Below are 18,931 nucleotides of genomic sequence, written 5' to 3'. Positions count from 1 at the left end.
AAAGTTTAACAGGTTTTCTTTTTTAAATTTGCCATATGCAAACAGAACAAACCTATTTTCCTACTTTAGAAAATATAGAAAAAGCAGCAAAGAATTTAGAAGGCGTTGCTTTAAAAACTCCTTTGAGTTTAAATACAAATTTGTCCAAACAATTTCAGGCCAATATTTTTTTTAAGAGAGAAGATTTACAAGTAGTACGTTCTTATAAAATTAGAGGGGCATACAACAAAATGTCTTCTTTAACTTCGGATGAAAAACAAAGGGGAATTGTTTGTGCAAGTGCAGGAAATCACGCACAAGGAGTTGCTTTGTCTTGTAAACTATTACAAGTTAAAGGAACTATTTTTATGCCCTCACCAACACCTAATCAAAAGATAAATCAGGTAAAAATGTTTGGTGAAGAGTACATCAGTATCGTTATCGAAGGTGATACTTTTGATGATGCTTTTAATGCAGCAAAAAAAGAATGTGATGCAAAACATAAAACCTTTATTCATCCTTTTAATGACGAAAAAGTTATTGAAGGACAAGCAACAGTAGGTTTAGAGATTTTACATCAAACTAAAGAGAAAATCGACTATGTTTTTGTGCCTGTGGGTGGTGGAGGAATATCATCAGGATTGTCATCGGTTTTTAAAAAACTATCACCAGAAACTAAAATTATTGGTGTAGAGCCAAAAGGAGCTCCATCAATGTTAATATCTATCCAAAACAATAAAAATACAGCTTTGCAAACCATTGATCCTTTTGTGGATGGTGCAGCAGTAAAAAAAGTTGGCGATTTAAACTTCGCGATTTGTCGTCAAAATTTAACAGATATAATAACGGTTTCCGAAGGTGAAATCTGTCAGACTATTTTAGATCTGTATAATAAAGATGCTATTGTGGTAGAACCTGCAGGTGCCTTAAGCATTACAGCACTAGATTCTTTTGCAGAAAAAATTAAGGGTAAAAATATAGTATGTGTTGTTAGTGGAAGCAATAACGATATTACAAGAACCGCAGAAATTAAAGAACGGGCGTTGCTACATGCAAATTTAAAACATTATTTTATAGTAAAATTTCCTCAACGAGCTGGAGCTTTAAAACAATTTGTTGCTGAGATTTTAGGACCAAATGATGATATTACGCATTTTGAATATACCAAGAAAAACAATAGAGCCAATGGTGCTGCAGTAGTAGGTTTAGAGTTAACATCTTCTAAAGATTTAGCGCCTTTAATTGAAAGAATGAAGGCAAATAATTTCTTTGGAGATTATTTAAATGATAAACCAGATTTATTTCAGTTTTTGGTGTAGCCCAATAAAGATTTTATTTATATATCAATGATGGTAACGCAATGGTTTTCGTGATTAATGAATAGATTTTAGGGTAAAATCCTCTTAATTTTTGTTAATTTGATACTGCTAATTTCAATCTAAATTTAAAGATTGATCCATAAAATTTATGAATATGAAGTTTAAAGAGATTCCAAAGAAGTTTCAAATAAATGAATTAAAACATCAAAAATCATATTTGATTGCTGGTGAATTAAAGGAATGGAAAGGAGAAATGACAGATGTATATTCTTCAATTTCGTCAACTAAAGACTACCAACCAACTTTATTAGGTACTGTGCCTAATTTAACCGCGTATGAAGCTATAGAAGCATTAAATTCGGCGTATAGAGCCTATGATAAAGGCCAAGGATTATGGCCAACAATGCGTGTTGCAGACCGAATTGAGTGTATGGAAGAGTTTGCAGAGCAAATGAAAACCAAACGTGATGAAGTGGTTAAATTGTTGATGTGGGAAATTGGAAAATCTTTGCCTGATTCTGAAAAAGAATTTGATAGAACCGTAGAATATATTTACGATACTATTGAAAATTACAAGCAAATGGATAGAGATTCTGCGAAATTTCAAAAAAATAGTGGAGTTTACGCACATGTAAGAAGAGGACCTTTGGGTGTTGTTTTGTGTTTAGGTCCATATAATTATCCTTTAAACGAAACTTTTGCTTTATTAATTCCGGCTTTAATTATGGGGAATACAACCATTTTTAAACCAGCAAAACATGGGGTTTTATTGCTATCACCATTAATGGAAGCTTTTCAAAATAGCTTTCCAGAAGGAGTTGTAAATATCATTTATGGTAGAGGTAGAGTTTTGGCCACACCAATAATGAAAACTGGTAAAATTGATGTATTAGCCTTAATTGGAAATAGTAAATCTGCCAATGCAATTCAGGCCAATCATCCGTATAAAAATAGATTGCGTTTAGTGCTAGGTTTAGAGGCTAAAAATCCAGGAATTGTGTTGCCAGATGCAGATTTAGATTTGGCAATTAACGAGTGTATTACAGGTGCTACTTCTTTTAATGGTCAACGTTGTACTGCTTTAAAAATTTTGTATGTGCACGAGCATATTGTAGATAAGTTTAATAAACGTTTTGCAGAAAGAGTAGATGACTTAAAATTTGGTAACCCTTGGGAAGATGGTGTGAAATTAACACCTTTACCAGAACCAGGAAAACCAGCTTACATTCAAGAACTTATTGATGATGCTACTGCTAAAGGTGCAGCAATTATGAATAAAAAAGGTGGTGATACAACTGAGAATTATATTTACCCAGCTGTATTATATCCTGTGTCTAAAGAAATGAGAGTCTATCAAGAAGAACAATTTGGGCCAGTAATTCCTGTGGTTTCTTTCAAAAATATTCAAGAACCTTTAGATGATATGGCTGAATCGAATTACGGTCAGCAAGTAAGTGTTTTTGGTAGCGATATAAAAACATTAGCACCATTAATTGATACTTTGGTAAATTTAGTATGTAGAGTAAATTTAAACAGTGCTGCTCAACGTGGACCAGATGTATATCCTTTTACAGGACGAAAAGATTCTGCAGTAGGTACATTAAGTGTACACGATGCTTTACGTTCTTTCTCTATTAGAACTTTTGTTGCATCAAAAGACACTGAATACAATAATGCTATTTTAGAAGAATTATTAGATAAAAAAGCATCTAATTTTATTAGTACAGATTATTTATTGTAGTATCACTTACAAATATCATATACCTAGTTTTCAATTATTTTGAAGCTATATTAAAAAAGCTATGTTTCTTAAAACATAGCTTTTTTAATGGGTTGTTTTACCTGAAAATCAAAGGATTATCCTTTCTCTATTTTGTTGAAATAATATTTTTCGAAGAGATATATACATAATATTTTTATAATTTTTTTAAATGGAATTCGCGTTAAATTATAGTGATAAAATCATACACTAAATGTTGAGTAACATTCTTTAGATTTTCATCAATAATAATATTTTATAAAACTAATTTTTTTTCTAAGAAATCTTTTTGTCATTTCATTATCCATAAAATTTTTATGTTTTTAAGTGTAGAATAAAAAAAATAATGGTTTTTTTTGTTATATCTATAATAATAAGTATTTATCATTAAAATAAGTATTAAAACAGGATAAAAAATAAGTATAAATACTTAGTTTTGTTTTAAAATACGTAATTATGAAAACAGTTATTGTTGTTGGAAACGGAATGGTAGGGTACAAGTTTTGTGAAAAATTTAGAACTCAATCTCAATCTCAAAATTTTAAGATTATTGTTTTTGGTGAAGAACCAAGACCTGCATACGATAGGGTTCATTTAAGCGAATATTTTGAAAACAAAGATGCTAAAGCCTTAGAAATGGCTCCACGTGCTTGGTATGAAGAAAATAATATCGATTTAATTACAAATACTAGAGTTACAGATATCAGCAGGAATTCTAAAACAATAACTACTACTGATGATACTAAATATACTTACGATTATTTAGTATTGGCAACAGGATCTTCTGCATTTGTGCCACCTATAAAAGGCATAGAAAAAGAGGGTGTTTTTGTGTATAGAACAATCGAAGATTTAGAGGCTACTATGAATTACGTAGCCAAATTAAAATCTACAGGAACACAGAAAAAAGCAGCTATTTTAGGAGGAGGTTTATTGGGTTTAGAAGCTGCAAAGGCTTTAGTAGATATGGGTTTGGAAACTGCTGTAGTAGAATTTGCACCAAGATTAATGCCCAGACAATTAAATAATGATGCCAGTAAATCACTTCAAAAAAAACTAGAAGCATTAGGTATTGAAATTTTAATTAGTAAAGCCACACAACAATTAACAGGAGACAAATTTATAACAGGAATGCAATTTTCTGAAGAGGAAATTGTGCCTTTTGATATGTTATTGGTTTCAGCAGGAATTAGACCAAGAGATGAACTTGCTAAAACCTGTAATTTAGAAGTAGGTACAAGAGGAGGAATTCTAGTATCTAATGATATGAGAACCTCAGATGAAACCATTTTTGCAATTGGAGAATGTGCTTTATTAAATAGTATGATTTATGGTTTGGTAGCCCCTGGTTACGACATGGCAGAAATTGCTGTAGCACAAATTTTAGGAGATCAACAAGCAACAATGCCAACTGCAATAGACATGTCTACCAAACTAAAATTAAGTGGAATTGATGTGGCTAGTTTTGGTGATGCTTTAAATGAAAATGATGGATTGGAAATTGTGTACGAAAACGCATTTGATGGTGTTTATAAAAGTATTATTGTAAATAAAGAAGGTACTTCTTTATTAGGAGGAATTCTTGTTGGTGATGCATCAGATTATAATATGTTGCATCAAATTTATTTAAACGGAATGAAAATTCCTGAAGATTCAGCACAATTAATTTTACCTGCTAGTGATGGTGGCGCAACGTTTGGTGATGTAATGGATTTACCAAATGAAGCACAAGTTTGTTCTTGTGAAAACGTAACCAAAGGTCAGATTTGTAACGTGATAGAAACTGGTGATGCTAAAGATTTGGGTGATGTAGTTTCGTGTACAAAAGCAGGTACAGGATGTGGTGGTTGTAAACCAATGGTGGCAGATTTAACCACAGCCAAATTAAAATCTTTAGGAATTGAAGTTAAAGATACGGTTTGTGAACATTTCGATTATAACAGACAAGATTTATACAAAATTATAGAGGTCAAAGGCTATAATACATTTAATGAAGTATTAGACAATCATGGAAATGGTGGTCATGGATGTGAATTGTGTAAACCTTTAGTGGCATCATTAATGGCAACAATTCATGCAGATACTGCTAATAAAGAGTATGCAATTCAAGATTCTAATGATCGATTTTTGGCAAATATCCAAAGAAATGGAACCTACTCTGTTGTACCACGTGTTCCTGGAGGAGAAATTACACCTGATAAGTTAATTGCTTTGGGACAAATTGCAAAAAAATACGATTTATATACCAAAGTAACTGGTGGAGTTCGAATCGATTTATTTGGAGCTACCTTAAATCAATTGCCATTAATTTGGAAAGAGTTGATTGCTCACGGATTTGAAAGTGGTCATGCGTATGGTAAATCACTAAGAACGGTAAAAACTTGTGTTGGTTCTACGTGGTGCAGATATGGAATGGACGAAAGTGTGAGTTTTGGTATCGAATTAGAAAATAGATACAGAGGTATTCGTGCACCACATAAAATTAAAGGTGGCGTTTCTGGTTGTATTAGAGAATGTGCAGAAGCAAGAGGTAAAGATTTTGGTTTGATTGCTGTAGAAGGTGGTTGGAACTTATATTTAGGTGGTAATGGTGGAGCAAATCCACGTCATGCAGAATTATTTGCAGAACAAATAGACAATGAAACTGTTGTAAAATATTTAGATAGATATTTAATGTTTTACATGCGTACAGCAAAACCTTTGCAAAGAACTGCTGCGTGGCAAGAACGTTTAGAAGGCGGTTTAGACTACTTAAAAGAAGTAATTATAGAAGATAAATTGGGTATTGCACAAGATTTAGAAAAAGAAATGCAAACCTTAGTCAACAAGTTTGAGTGTGAGTGGACACAAGCTGTAAACGATCCAGAAGTCATGAAACGTTTCAATCATTTTGTAAATAGCGATCAAGAGGATGATAACATTGCATTTGTATCTTTAAGAGATCAAAAAATGCCAGAACCTTGGGTGTAGTTTCCAGCTGAACAAAGTTCCTGCAAGGTTTCAAGAACCTTGTAGGTATATAATAGGTAAATTAATTTGGGCGTTTTAACGGGCTTTACGCACTCGCTTTTTTTCTAAAAAAAAGAGCTCAAACAAATGCTTCAATCCCTAACGCAAAAGCCAGCGAATACAATTGGTAAAAACTAATGTAATAGAAGCAATTTTAAGACTAAATAAAAAAAAGACCTTTCAGGTTTTTAAAACCTGAAAGGTCTAAACAGAATAAAAATAATACTATTTCTCTACTAATTATTTCTTGCATTTAAAGATAATAAGGAGGTTTTTAATTATATAATTATGGAACAAATTTTAGAACAATACACAACAACTAAACTAGAGGATGTAAAAATTTGGTTTAAAGCAGCTTCAATAAAAGATTTTCCCAAAGATGGTGGAGCATGTGTAAAATACAAAAACAAACAAATTGCTGTTTTTAATTTTGCAAGATTAAATAAATGGTATGCTTGTCAAAATGTATGTCCGCATAAAATAGAAATGGTGTTAAGTAGAGGTATGATTGGCGATGATAAAGGAATGCCAAAAGTAGCTTGTCCATTGCACAAAAAAACATTCTCTCTAGAAAATGGCGAAAATTTAAATGGCGATTTAGAGGCTATTGCTACCTATCCTGTAAAAATTGAAGGAGAAAATGTGTATATTGGCTTTTTAGAATAAAGATGTTCTAAAATTTGCTAAGCTTGTCATTTCGAGCGCAGTCGAGAAATCTTTACATCTAATAAATTAATTTTTTTCATTTTACTTTTATGAAACCAACAAGATTCGAAACAGCAATTGCCTTAATTGATAAAAAAAATGCCCAAGACCCAAACACATATCAAGTTGCTGGTTTTGAATATCCTAAAGAATTATTGTATTCTCAAAGAATGACTAGAAAGTTGTTGCAGTTTGATGCTAACGCGTCAAAAGCATTGCAAATTGCTGCAAGAGCGCAACACATTTGTAGATGGCAAATTGCTAGGAACCAGTTTCCAATGGATAGAGTTGGTTATTTAAAATGGCGTGAAACACTAAAAAAAATGCATGCCAATACCACTGCAGAAATTTTACAACAAGTTGGTTTTGACGATCAATTTGTAGATCGTGTAAAAAAAATCATTCTAAAAAAACTCATCAAAAAAAATGAAGAATCACAAGCATTAGAAGATGTAATTTGTTTGGTGTTTTTAGATTATTATTTTGATGAATTTGCAGCAAAACATTCAGATGAAAAAGTAATTGATATTTTACAAAAAACTTGGGTAAAAATGTCAGAGAAAGGTCATAAAGCTGCTCTAAAACTCCCTTTTTCTAAAAGTGGTTTAGCACTCGTAAAACAAGCTATTTCATAAATTATTATAATGACAAAAAATGGTAATTCTTTAGATCAACGCACGTTTTCTAAATTAAGCCGTTTGTATATTATTGCCTTAAGTACAATTGCACTTTCTGTTGTAATTAGTCAATTTTTTGTTAGAAATCACTTAAATACGCAGCAAAGTGATTCTACCGTAATTAACGTGGCTGGTAGACAAAGAATGTTGAGTCAAAAACTAACAAAAGACATTGTTTCGCTTACGGTTTATGCTGATAAAGAAAATCGAAATCTACTTAAAAATAACATCAAGCACACATTGCTTTTGTGGGAGTTGTCTCATAATGCATTACAAAAAGGAAATGATTCCTTAGGGTTACCTGTAAAAAACAGTAAAAAAATTGATGAAAAATTTGTAAAGATCAATCCTGTTTTTAACAAAATTCAAAAAGCATCAACATTAATTGTTCAAAAAATAGAAGACAATCTTTTAGTTTCTAAAGAAGTTTTGAATGCTCATATCAAAAAAGTAACCCAAAATGAAAGTGTTTTTTTATTGATGATGGATGATATTGTAAATCAATATGATGCAGAAGCTGATGAAAAAGTAGCTTGGTTAAGACGATTAGAGTTGTATTTAATGATTTTGACACTCTTAATTTTGTTAGGTGAATTTTTATTCATTTTTTGGCCCACAGCTAAATCTGTAAAAACCATATTAGCAGACCTTTTATCAGCAGAAAAAAGAGCAAAAAAAATGGCTTTTGATGCAGATGAATTAAGTGTTGCTAAAGAAAAATCTATTAAAGAATTACGTGCATTAAGTCATGCAATGGATGAAACCTTGTTGTTTGCTCGGATTTCTCAATCTGGCACTATTATTCATATAGGAAACAAGTTTTCGAGGTTATTTAAAATATCAAGATTTAAACAAGATATTCTGTTTTGGAAATTTTTAAGCACCGATAAAAGTGAACAACTTAAAATTGAAGGGTTAATTAATAAGCATCAAAAAACAGGTTGGCAAGGAGAGGTAAAAGCAACCATAAAAAGTGATGTGCCTGTTTGGTTAGAAATGGCAATTATACCATATAGACCTACCGAAGAAAAGTCTGAATTACTCATTATTGCTTCAGAAATTACCGAAAGAAAATTTGCGCAATTAGAAATTGAAAAACTCAATAAAGCTAATTTTGATAAAAAAATAAGTCAGCAAAAAATTATTTCAAGTAAAATTATAGAGAACCAAGAAAAAGAACAAAATAGAATTGCTAAAGATGTTCACGATGGTATTGGACAGATGTTAACGGGTTTAAAATTTAATTTAGAAAGCATTAATTTAGATAATTTAGAAAAATCGAAAGAAAAAATTGAGCATTTAAAAATATTGACCACCAATATTATAAAAGGAGTAAGAACAGCAACCTTTAATCTAGCACCTCCAGAATTGTCCGATCACGGAATTGTACCAGCGTTAACCAAACTTACACAAGAACTTACAAAATTAACAGGAAAAGAGATTGTTTTGTTTAATAAATCAGATTTTAACAAACGCTTAGATTCTTTAGTAGAGGTTAATATTTACAGAATTACACAAGAAGCCATTAATAATGCCATAAAATATGCAGATTCTTCACACATTTTGGTCTCTCTTTCTCATAGTGCAACAATATTAAGTATTGTTATTGATGATGATGGTAAAGGCTTTGAGCCATCAAAAGTAAAAAAAGTAAAAAATGGAGATGGTGGAATGGGTATGACGTTTATGAAAGAACGTATAAAATATATTGATGGACGATTGTTTTTAACGTCAGAATTAGGAAAAGGAACAAGAGTTACCTTAAATATCCCAATTTAAAGCATTTCATATGTTTTCGTAACTTGTCATTCCTGCAAAAGTAGGAATCCATTATATGGAATGAATTTCTAAAAACTACGTAATTTTACGTAAAATTCTTATTTTTGTAAGTAAAAAATGATTTAATTTATGATAAATGTAGTTTTGGCAGACGACCACGTTTTGGTTAGAGATGGTATTAAAGCATTATTAGAAGATCAGTTAGATATTACTGTAATTGATGAGGCTTCAAACGGAAAAGAAGCGTTGCAAGTAATCTCTAAAAACAAACCTGATGTTTTAATTGTTGATATAAGGATGCCAGAAATGAATGGTATAGAAGTAGTTGCTGAAATAAATAAACATCATAAAAAGGTAAAAACTTTAGTGCTTTCTATGCACGATTCAGAAGAGTATGTAGTGCAATCTATACAAGCTGGTGCAGATGGCTATTTGCTAAAAGGTTCTAGTAAAGAGGAGTTTTTAAAAGCGGTTCATAAAGTAGCATCAGGAGAAAAATATTTTACAGGTGATGTTTCTACAATCATTATGAGTAATTTTGTAAATGGAAACGTAACTAAAAAAAGTGTCGCAAAAGTAGAGGTAAAAACACTTCCGTTTAAACTTACAAAAAGAGAAAGACAAATTTTAGAGTTGGTGTTAGAATTAAAAAATAATAAAGATATTGCTGATGAACTTAATATTAGTAAAAGAACTGCAGAAGTACATCGCTTTAATTTAATGAAGAAATTAGCGGTAAAAAATTTGATGGAACTGACTAATAAAGCAAAAGAGTTTCAGTTAATTTAGGGTTTGTTTTTTTTTGATTTCTTTATTCCATTACTTTTAGATATAAAATGATATTAATGTTGTCATCTTGACCTTGTAGAGAGATCTCGAAATCACCACTCATATTTTCCAAAACAATCATTTTTTTAAGATAGATATTGGTAAATCATCAAAATGCTGAATAAGTAATTATCAATTTACTAATAATCAAAATATACGTATTTTTTTATCAAAAATTAAGTAATTATACTTAGTTTTGTTTCATACTCTATTGTTTGCAAAGGGTGTAAAATAATATTCTATTAAAACCAGAGTTTAAAATGATAAAGAAAGAAGTAAAAACTACCTGTTCCTATTGTGGAGTAGGTTGTGGAATTATCGTAAAAAAAGATAGTAACAACAAGGTTTTTGTAGAAGGAGATAAAGATCATCCTGTAAATAAAGGAATGTTGTGTTCTAAGGGAATGAACTTACATTATGTGGCTAATGATACTTCAGATAGAATTTTATATCCAGAAATGCGTTGGTCTCGCTCTCATCCTAGAGAACGTGTTTCTTGGGATACAGCTTTAGATAGAGCTGCAAGTGTTTTTAAATCCATCATTAAAAAACACGGGCCAGATTCTGTAGCATTTTATGTTTCAGGACAAAGTTTAACCGAAGAATATTACATCGCGAATAAACTCACAAAAGGATTTTTGGGTACAAACAACATCGATACAAATTCACGTTTGTGTATGAGTTCTGCTGTGGTTGGGTATAAAAAAGCTTTTGGTGAAGATAGTGTCCCAATTTCATATGCAGATATTGAGTTGGCAGATTGTTTCTTAATTACAGGTGCAAATCCTGCTTGGTGTCATCCCATTTTATTTAGAAGGATTGAGCAACACAAAGAAAAAAATCCGAATGTAAAAATTATTGTAATTGATCCTCGTAAAACAGATTCTGCCAACTTTGCAGATTTACATTTACAACTAAAACCGGGTACAGATGTAGTGCTGTATAACGCAATTGGTAAGCGTTTGTATAAAAGAGGTTTAATTGATGAAGATTTTATTAAAAAACATACTCAAGGTTTTGAAGATTACAAAAAAATAATTTTAGGAACTAATCTTAAAAAAGCATCTAAAATAACAGGAGTTTCACAAGATGATATCGAAAAAGCTGCTGAAATGATTGGCCTTTCTAAAGGTTTTATAAGTATGTGGGCTATGGGTTTAAACCAAAGTGTGGTAGGTACAGATAAAAATGTATCACTAATAAATTTATCTTTAATTACGGGTCAAGTAGGTAAACCAGGTTCAGGTCCTTTTTCTTTAACAGGTCAACCCAATGCAATGGGTGGTCGTGAAGTTGGGGGGATGGCTAATTTATTAGCCGTTCATAAAGATTTAATGAGTGAAGAACACAGAAGGGAAGTTGCACAATTTTGGGGAGTTGATAAAATATCGCCAAAACCTGGGTTAACAGCTACAGAAATGTTTGATGCTTTAGAAAGCGGAAAGCTAAAAGCAGTTTGGATTGCTTGTACAAATCCATTGGTGAGTATGCCAAACTCTCATCAAATTGAAAAAGCAATGGCGAATTCTAAGTTTGTGGTGGTGCAAGAAATTTCTCATAAATCAGATACTGTAAAATATGCAGATTTGGTTTTGCCAGCAGCAGCATGGTTAGAGAAAGAGGGAACTATGACCAATTCAGAACGTAGAATTTCGTATTTACCTAAAGAAATTGATGCGCCTGGAGAAGCAAGACCAGATGTAGAAATTTTCTGCGACTTTGCGCAAAGAATGGGTTTTAGAAGTTTCAATTATACAAGTACAGAAGAAATTTATGACGAATATGCTTCAATGACAAAAGGTACTAAAATTGATGTTTCTTACTTAAATTACGATCGATTAAAAGCAGAAGGAACTTTTCAATGGCCAGTAAATGAGTATAGAAGTAAAGGAACACCTCGTCTTTTTGAAGATAAAAAATTCTATACACCTTCTCAAAAAGCTATTTTTAATATTCCACAATCTATAGAAAATACAGCTGTACCTACTTCAGACGAATTTCCGTTGATTTTAACCACAGGTCGTGTTCGAGATCAATGGCATACCATGACAAAAACGGGCAAAGTATCAAGATTAAAAACACATTATCCCAAACCTGTTTTAGAAATTAATCCTGTAGACGCTTATTTAAAAGGAATAAAAGATAGCGATATTACTGAGATTAAAAGCGCAAACGGATTTGTTAGAGTTCGTGCAAAAGTTACAGATGCCATTAAAGAAGGGGTGGTTTTTTTGCCTATGCATTGGGGTAAGGTGTTGCAAAGTAATTTAAATAGAGCCAATAATTTAACCAATACGCATGTAGATCCGGTTTCTAAAGAACCTGATTTTAAGTTTACTACAGTTGCTGTGTCAAAATATAAAAAACCAAAAGAAAAAATTATAATTGCTGGTGCTGGTGCTGCTGCTTTTCGTTTTTTACAGAATTATAGAGATTATAATGAAGTTGATGAAATTCACGTATTTTCTATGGAAAAGAACTTGTTTTATAATCGAGTTTTATTGCCAGAGTATGTAACTGAAGAATTGACTTGGGAGCAATTATTAAAGATAAAAAATGTTGAATTATCAGCTCTTAATATCAGCTTACATCCAGAAACGCTAATCCATAAAATAGATAAAGAAAATAAAGTAGTTACAGATTCTAATGGAGTAACACATACTTTTGATAAATTGATTTTAGCCACAGGAAGTAGCGCATTTATTCCAAGAGATGTACAAATAGACTTGCCTGGTCGTTTTACAATGCGAAACAAAATTGATGCAGATACGTTTAAGAAATATTTAGTAGATACTGGTTTGCCTCCAGAGGAACAACACGTAGTAATTGTTGGTGGTGGTTTATTAGGTTTAGAATTGGCTGCAGCAATGAAGCACAAGAATGTAAAAATTACAATTGTGCAAAGAGCATCAAGATTAATGGAGCGTCAATTAGATAAAATTTCTAGTAAATTATTGTCTTTGGATGTACAAGAAAGAGGAATTCAAATTTATTTTGATAACGAGGTAAGTACTGTTTTTGATGATGATGAAACAGGCGAATTAACCATCAATCTAAAAAGTGGAAAATACATTACAGCAAACGCAATTGTGTATGCAATTGGTACAAGACCAAATATAGAAATTGCTAAAAATAATGGAATTGTTTGTGGGCGAGGTGTAAAAGTAAACCAGCATTTGCAGTCTTCTCATCCAGATATTTTTGCCATAGGTGAAATTGCAGAATTCGAAAATAAATTATTTGGTATTACATCTGCAGCAGAAGAGCAAGCAGGTATTTTATCCAATTTTATTGCTGGCGATATTAGCGAATCGTACAATGGATCTGTTTTAATGAATATTCTAAAATTCAACGATTTGAATCTTTGTAGTATTGGAGAGATTAAAGTCCCTGAAAATGATACGAGTTATGAAGAAATCATTTTTACAGATATTTCTAAGCGTTATTACAAAAAATGTATTGTAAAAGACGATTTGTTAATTGGTGCAGTTTTAATGGGCGATAAAAATGAGTTTGCCGAATTCAAAACCATGATAGAAAGCAAAATCGAAATGTCTGATAAACGCGATACCTTGTTAAGAGGTTCTTCAAATGCAGAGCCAATGTTGGGTGAGTTAGTATGTTCTTGTAGTCAAGTTGGTTCTGGAAATATTGAAGATACCATTGCTAATGGTTGCACAAATTTTACAGAATTGTGTAATAAAACAGGTGCAGGTTTAGGTTGTGGAAGTTGTAAAACTCAAGTAAGAGAAATCTTAAATAACGCAAAAGTAGGAGTATGAAACAGTTAAATAGAGTGATTGTTAAAGGTGGAGTTTTATCTCCAGGAGAACTAAAATACATTTGCAATTCTGCTGAAAGTTTAGGGTGTAAAACCATTTCATTTGGTTCTAGACAAGATATTCTATTGCCTAAAAAAGTACAACCTGAAGATTTAAAGGAGTTTGATAAAATGCAAGTTGTAGAGTTTGATGAAGTTGGTGTAGAAAATATGGTTTCATCGTATGTTTGTGCAGATATTTTTCCGTCTACATCTTGGTTAACAGGGGATCGTTATTTGTATATTTTAGAGCAATTCAAAGTAAAATCAACCTTAAAAATAAATATTACAGATCCAAAACAAAGGTTGGTTCCATTGTTTACTGGGCATATCAATTTTATAGCTTCAGAACACGAAGATTATTGGTATTTGTACATTAGATTGCCAGAATGGAATGCCACAAAAATGTATCCTGCATTGGTGTACAGTTGGGATTTATTTAAAATTGAAACCGCCATTGAAAACATCCTTCAGGAAGAACCAGAAAACATAGAAACGATTTTTGAGTTGGTTACAGATGCAGTAGATACCAATAACAGAACGATTGATAAACCTTTAGAAGTGCCATTTTATCCTTTTCCATATTTTGAAGGAATGAACAAAATAGGAATGGATAAGTATTGGTTGGGCTTGTATTGGCGGAATAATAAATATGATATTTCTTTTTTAAAGGATATGTGTGAGTTGTGTTTTGAAAACAAAATTGGTAAAATATCCATTACACCTTGGAAATCTTTTATTGTAAAAGGAATTCCAAGAGAATCTAAATTAGTTTGGGAAAAATTTTTAGGTAAAAGAGGTATTAATGTACGTCATTCAATGTTAGAGTTAAATTGGCATTTACCAGTGGCAAATAAAGATGCTTTAAACCTAAAAAAATACTTGGTTGCCAATTTCGATCAAAATGATATTAGTACCTATGGTTTAACATTTGCTATTACAGATTATGGCAAAACTTCTTATTTTTTTACTTCTATTGTTGTGCAAAAAAATAAGCAACCAGAAATGATTGGGAACTTTCAAACGAGAGATACGTACAACTTGCTGTATGCTAAAAATTTTGATCCAAATACAAGGGAATATATTACACACGTTCAAGATATAGATAAGGTAGAATTACCTGGTTTATTGATGGAATTAAGTCAGTTATATTTTGATGATTTAGGCACTGATAAAGAACAAACAACGCCACAAATTGTTAAGAAAGAAAGTTTAGAAGAAGAGATATATCAATGCCAAGATTGTTTAACTGTTTACAATGAGGTTTATGGTGATGTTACTCAGAATATTCCAAAAAATACGGCTTTTGTAGACTTGCCAGAAACGTATGAATGTGCATTGTGCGAAGCACCAAAAACCAACTTTGAGAAGCGTATTTTAGAAAAAAAACTATAAAATGGCAGCCTACGCATCACAACTTAATTCAAACCAATCCAACTCTAATGCAGAGGTATGTAAAGTATGTAAAAGTAAAGATTGTTTAATTCACAATCACTCAGCAACACTTTTGGAAGATGCTAGTGTTCAAAGTACCATTATAAGATGTAAAAAAGGGCAACAATTTATTATTGAAGGTGCTCCTGTAAATGGTTTGTTTTTTATCAAAAAAGGAACTGTAAAAGTTTTTAGAACTGGCATTAATGGTAGAGAACAAATTGTGCGTTTTGCTAAAGATTGTGAGATTATTGGGCATCGTGGTTTTGGCACGCAAGAATATTATTCCATTGGTGCAATTGCAATTCAAGATATAGAATTGTACTATTTTTCTAAAGAAGATTTACAGAAAAAATTATTAGAAAACCCTAAGTTTTCTTATGATATGATGTTGTTTTACGCAAATGAATTGAATAGAAGTGAATCTAAAGTAAAATCGATTTCTCAAATGACTGTTCGCGAACGTGTTATTGATACTTTATTATATATCCATAGAAAATTTGGCGATTTACGTGGTTTTATAAATTTACCTTTAAGCAGAAAAGAATATGCAGATTATGCAGGTACTACAGAAGAGCAAGTCATTAGAATGTTTTCGGCTTTAAAAAAAGAAGGATTGATAACTGCTAAAGGAAAGAAAATAGCCATAAACAATATAAAATCTTTAAAAAACGAAATTAGTGAGCATAATTATTTTTTAGATGCTTGATGTAATTGTTGCTACTAAAATTAATAGTTTAAAACCTTTTAAGTTAAAACTTGAAAGGTTTTTTCTTTTTTATATAAAATAGTACGTAGTTAAAAATATACGTAATTATAAGTAAGTATAACTTAAAGTGCAGTTTATTAGTTTGTTAATAAAATAATACGCTTTATGGCAGGTTTTATTGTGTGATAAAAAGAGGTTTTAGCATGGTTTATTCCATGAGTCAATATACGTACTACTTATATATTTGTCAAATAAATAAGTATTAATACGTAGATTACTAAAACTTACTAAAAAATGAAATCGCTTTTAAAAAAATCAACTTACATTTTACCAGTAGCAATGTTGCTATTTGCTTGTGGTGGAAAAACAGCTAAAAAAGAAACGACTACTGAAGTCGCAAAAACAACGAAAACAAAACAATTAGATATTGAGAAACCTCAATTAACGTTTGGTTTTATCAAATTAACAGATATGGCTCCTTTAGCAATTGCTAAAGAAAAAGGATTTTTCGAAGACGAAGGTTTATTTGTTTCTGTAGAAGCGCAATCGAACTGGAAAAATGTTTTAGACAGAGTTATCGATGGTCAATTAGATGGTTCTCATATGTTAGCAGGTCAGCCAATTGCTGCTGGTGCAGGTTTTGGTCGTCAAGCAAAATTAGTAACTCCATTTTCTATGGATTTAAACGGAAATGGAATTACAGTTTCTAATGATGTTTGGTCTAAAATGAAACCAAATGTACCTGCGGATAGTGATGGAAAACCAATTCATCCTATTAAAGCAGATGCTTTAAAACCTGTAATTACAGAATATAAAAACTCTGGTAAAGCCTTTAAAATGGGAATGGTTTTTCCAGTATCAACACACAATTATGAAATTAGATATTGGTTAGCTGCTGCAGGGATTCATCCAGGTATGTACACAAAAGAAAATGTACAAGGGCAAATTGATGCAGAGGTTTTATTATCTGTAACTCCACCACCACAAATGCCAGCAACTTTAGAGGCAGGTACCATTTTCGGATATTGTGTAGGTGAGCCTTGGAATCAGCAAGCGGTTTTTAAAGGAATTGGAGTTCCTGTAGTTACAAACTACGACATCTGGAAAAACAATCCTGAGAAAGTATTTGTTATGACAGAGAAATTTGTGAAAGAAAATCCGAATACAGCAATTGCAGTTACTAAAGCTTTAATTAGAGCTGGTAAATGGTTAGACAAACCAGAAAACAGAAAAGAAGCTGTACAAATCTTATCAATGTCTCAATATGTTGGTGCTCCAGTAGAGGTTTTAGCAAATTCAATGACAGGTACTTTCGAGTTTGAAAAAGGTGATAAAAGAGATATGGAAGATTTTAATGTATTCTATAAATACAATGCAACTTATCCTTTTTATTCTGATGGAATTTGGTTTTTAACACAAATGAGAAGATGGGGGCAAATTCCTGATGCTAAATCAGCAGATTGGTATGCATCAACCATAAAAGATATTTATAGACCAGATATCTGGAAAAAAGCAGCAGCGCTTTTAGTAGAAGAAGGCAATATCCCAGCAACAGATATCCCAGCAACAGATGGTTACAAACCAGCAACTGCAGATTTTATAGACGGAACAACTTATGATGCTAAAGATCCAATAGGATACATCAACAGTTTTAAAATAGGAAATAAAGACAAGAAATAATTGAGATAAATAGTGCTAATCCTGCAAGGTTTCAAAAACCTTGTAGGTGTTTAAAATAGTACTACAAGGTTCAAAGAAAAAGCCTGCACAAAAAATGCCACTTATAAAAATATCGAATAAATGAAAGCAAGTTTAACATTAGGAAAAGTATCTAATTTTTTAGGGTTAGGAATTTTTACAACCTTAAAAAACCTTTTTACAGGAAAGCTAGAAAAAGAAGATTTACAAAACTTTTTACGCAAAGCAATCGTGCCACTTGCTTCCATAATTTTATTTATTGTTATTTGGCATTTAGGAGCAAAATCTTTATACAATATTGAAGCAAAATTCAAAATTGAAAAAGCATTACAAGATCAAGGTCAAGCAGCAGCAGATGCGTTAACTGCTTGTATTGCTTCTGGCGAATCTAGTTGCCAGCCAAATACCTTGCCATCTCCAATTCAGGTTTGGGATTCTTTTCAGTCTTTATTAAGAGATCATAATAGTATCAGTGCAGATAAAGCAGCTTTTATAGAAAAAACGGCAGCATTAAATGAAAAAAGAATTGCAGCAGGTAAAGAACCAATTGTGTATACAGGAAGACCATCTTTTGTAGATCAAATCTTTAGAAGTTTAAAAACAGTATTTGCAGGTTTTTTCTTGGCCTTATTTATTGCAGTTCCTTTAGGTATTTTTATAGGATTAAGTTCAACATTAAAGAGCGCCTTTAACTGGTTTATCCAAATTTTTAAACCAGTTTCTCCAGTAGTTTGGTACTTATTAGTTTTTATGATTGTAAAAACAGTGTTAATTGGTTCTACAGAAGACAGCTCATTTACCATTTCATTTATTAGTGTGGGTTTATGTTCTATGTGGGCAACTTTAGTAAATACAGCAATGGGGGTTTCTACAGTTGCTAAAGATTTTATCAATGTTGCTAAAGTTTTAAAGTTAGGTACTTTTCAAAAAATATTCAAAGTAGTATTACCATCATCTTTACCATTAATTTTTACAGGATTAAAAATCACATTATCAGTTGCTTGGATGGTTTTAATTGCTATAGAACTTTTGGCACAAAGTCCAGGTTTAGGCTTATTTGTTTGGGAAGAATTCCAAAACGGAGCAAACGATTCTAATGCCAAAATTATTGTTGCCATGTTTGCAATTGGTATCATTGGATTCTTGTTAGATAGATTAATGTTGGCAATTCAAAACTGGGTTTCTTTTGATAAACAAGATGCAATATAAATAGTT

12 protein-coding genes are annotated in these 18,931 nt (G+C 31.6%); all 12 read left to right on the top strand.

What is annotated here, in order from left to right:
* Nucleotides 1-35 precede the first annotated feature (35 nt).
* The 12 genes from ilvA to SJY27_RS09290 all read left to right on the top strand — a co-directional run bounded on the left by ilvA (nt 36) and on the right by SJY27_RS09290 (nt 18,925).
* A complete protein-coding gene (gene ilvA, locus SJY27_RS09345) occupies nt 36-1,298 on the top strand; it encodes a threonine ammonia-lyase IlvA (protein ID WP_397444559.1) in 1,263 nt (420 codons plus the stop codon).
* 148 nt (nt 1,299-1,446) lie between these two features.
* Nucleotides 1,447-3,039 carry an NADP-dependent glyceraldehyde-3-phosphate dehydrogenase gene (locus SJY27_RS09340; protein ID WP_397444558.1) on the top strand — a complete coding sequence of 531 codons (1,593 nt, stop codon included), beginning with the start codon at nt 1,447-1,449 and terminating at the stop codon, nt 3,037-3,039.
* A 474-nt stretch (nt 3,040-3,513) separates the two neighbouring features.
* Entirely contained in the window at nt 3,514-6,027 is a 2,514-nt protein-coding gene (gene nirB, locus SJY27_RS09335; RefSeq protein WP_397444557.1) for a nitrite reductase large subunit NirB, read from the top strand.
* Between the two features lie 327 nt (nt 6,028-6,354).
* Entirely contained in the window at nt 6,355-6,732 is a 378-nt protein-coding gene (gene nirD, locus SJY27_RS09330) for a nitrite reductase small subunit NirD (protein ID WP_397444556.1), read from the top strand.
* Nucleotides 6,733-6,821: 89 nt separating this feature from the next.
* Nucleotides 6,822-7,406 carry a DUF4202 domain-containing protein gene (locus SJY27_RS09325; RefSeq protein WP_397444555.1) on the top strand — a complete coding sequence of 195 codons (585 nt, stop codon included), beginning with the start codon at nt 6,822-6,824 and terminating at the stop codon, nt 7,404-7,406.
* A gap of 9 nt (nt 7,407-7,415) precedes the next feature.
* Complete coding sequence (locus SJY27_RS09320; RefSeq protein ID WP_397444554.1) at nt 7,416-9,227, top strand: type IV pili methyl-accepting chemotaxis transducer N-terminal domain-containing protein; 1,812 nt, start codon at nt 7,416-7,418, stop codon at nt 9,225-9,227.
* 129 nt (nt 9,228-9,356) lie between these two features.
* Nucleotides 9,357-10,016: a response regulator gene (locus SJY27_RS09315; protein WP_397444553.1), complete on the top strand. Its 660-nt coding sequence runs from the start codon at nt 9,357-9,359 to the stop codon at nt 10,014-10,016.
* A 299-nt stretch (nt 10,017-10,315) separates the two neighbouring features.
* Nucleotides 10,316-13,837: a molybdopterin-dependent oxidoreductase gene (locus tag SJY27_RS09310; protein WP_397444552.1), complete on the top strand. Its 3,522-nt coding sequence runs from the start codon at nt 10,316-10,318 to the stop codon at nt 13,835-13,837.
* Nucleotides 13,834-15,270 carry a rubredoxin gene (locus SJY27_RS09305; RefSeq protein WP_397444551.1) on the top strand — a complete coding sequence of 479 codons (1,437 nt, stop codon included), beginning with the start codon at nt 13,834-13,836 and terminating at the stop codon, nt 15,268-15,270. Before SJY27_RS09310 ends, SJY27_RS09305 begins: the two co-directional genes overlap by 4 nt.
* A 1-nt stretch (nt 15,271) precedes the next feature.
* The gene (locus tag SJY27_RS09300) at nt 15,272-16,018 is read left to right on the top strand and encodes a Crp/Fnr family transcriptional regulator (protein ID WP_397444550.1); all 747 of its coding nucleotides are present in this window, start codon (nt 15,272-15,274) and stop codon (nt 16,016-16,018) included.
* Between the two features lie 294 nt (nt 16,019-16,312).
* The gene (locus SJY27_RS09295; RefSeq protein WP_397444549.1) at nt 16,313-17,698 is read left to right on the top strand and encodes a CmpA/NrtA family ABC transporter substrate-binding protein; all 1,386 of its coding nucleotides are present in this window, start codon (nt 16,313-16,315) and stop codon (nt 17,696-17,698) included.
* A 120-nt stretch (nt 17,699-17,818) separates the two neighbouring features.
* The gene (locus SJY27_RS09290; RefSeq protein ID WP_397444548.1) at nt 17,819-18,925 is read left to right on the top strand and encodes an ABC transporter permease; all 1,107 of its coding nucleotides are present in this window, start codon (nt 17,819-17,821) and stop codon (nt 18,923-18,925) included.
* Nucleotides 18,926-18,931 lie beyond the last annotated feature (6 nt).

Origin of the sequence: Polaribacter sp. R77954 (genome assembly GCF_044595335.1) — a bacterium.
Lineage (GTDB): Bacteria > Bacteroidota > Bacteroidia > Flavobacteriales > Flavobacteriaceae > Polaribacter.
Note: the sequence above shows the minus strand (reverse complement) of the source record. Positions and strands in the feature narration are given on the sequence as shown.

Coding starts and splice junctions, on each gene's coding strand:
- ilvA (WP_397444559.1), top strand. CDS start 36: ATGCAAACAGAACAAACCTATTTTCCTACTTTAGAAAATATAGAAAAA.
- SJY27_RS09340 (WP_397444558.1), top strand. CDS start 1,447: ATGAATATGAAGTTTAAAGAGATTCCAAAGAAGTTTCAAATAAATGAA.
- nirB (WP_397444557.1), top strand. CDS start 3,514: ATGAAAACAGTTATTGTTGTTGGAAACGGAATGGTAGGGTACAAGTTT.
- nirD (WP_397444556.1), top strand. CDS start 6,355: ATGGAACAAATTTTAGAACAATACACAACAACTAAACTAGAGGATGTA.
- SJY27_RS09325 (WP_397444555.1), top strand. CDS start 6,822: ATGAAACCAACAAGATTCGAAACAGCAATTGCCTTAATTGATAAAAAA.
- SJY27_RS09320 (WP_397444554.1), top strand. CDS start 7,416: ATGACAAAAAATGGTAATTCTTTAGATCAACGCACGTTTTCTAAATTA.
- SJY27_RS09315 (WP_397444553.1), top strand. CDS start 9,357: ATGATAAATGTAGTTTTGGCAGACGACCACGTTTTGGTTAGAGATGGT.
- SJY27_RS09310 (WP_397444552.1), top strand. CDS start 10,316: ATGATAAAGAAAGAAGTAAAAACTACCTGTTCCTATTGTGGAGTAGGT.
- SJY27_RS09305 (WP_397444551.1), top strand. CDS start 13,834: ATGAAACAGTTAAATAGAGTGATTGTTAAAGGTGGAGTTTTATCTCCA.
- SJY27_RS09300 (WP_397444550.1), top strand. CDS start 15,272: ATGGCAGCCTACGCATCACAACTTAATTCAAACCAATCCAACTCTAAT.
- SJY27_RS09295 (WP_397444549.1), top strand. CDS start 16,313: ATGAAATCGCTTTTAAAAAAATCAACTTACATTTTACCAGTAGCAATG.
- SJY27_RS09290 (WP_397444548.1), top strand. CDS start 17,819: ATGAAAGCAAGTTTAACATTAGGAAAAGTATCTAATTTTTTAGGGTTA.